At 67.8% G+C, this 419-nt stretch carries 1 protein-coding gene; it reads right to left on the bottom strand.

Features of this window, described 5'->3' with window-relative positions:
* Positions 1–76: 76 nt before the first annotated feature.
* Positions 77–419: winged helix-turn-helix transcriptional regulator (locus tag TN53_RS42580; RefSeq protein WP_046264283.1), on the bottom strand; the 343-nt coding region annotated here is incomplete at its 5' end.

Below are 419 nucleotides of genomic sequence, written 5' to 3'. Positions count from 1 at the left end.
ATCCGATGCGGCTCTTCGCCGCGGGCAGGAGAATGTGGCAATTCGTTCTGCTGTGAAAGATCACCGACCCGATGGCTTACGAGCTGAGGCGGGCGCCCGGTCCGAGTCGGGCGGTGACTTCCGAGGGAGTGAGGGTGGCGTGGTCCGCTGAGCATTCGACGACGACGCGGACCGGGGCGTCGCAATCGGTGTGGCGGACGTCCAGTGGAGGCCCTTCGGGGCCGAGGGCGTATGCCTCGCCCCACTGGGTCAGTGCCATCAGGACGGGCCACAGGTCCCAACCCTTGCGGGTCAGGCGGTATTCGTTGCGGGAGCGGCTGCCGGGTTCCTGGTAGGGGACGGTCTTGAGGATGCCGGACGAGGTCAGCTTGCGGAGGCGGTCGCTGAGGACGGCTTCCGACAGGCCGATGTGGCGGGGA

Source organism: Streptomyces sp. WM6386, from assembly GCF_000972385.1.
In the GTDB taxonomy this organism is placed as follows: domain Bacteria; phylum Actinomycetota; class Actinomycetes; order Streptomycetales; family Streptomycetaceae; genus Streptomyces.
Note: the sequence above shows the minus strand (reverse complement) of the source record. Positions and strands in the feature narration are given on the sequence as shown.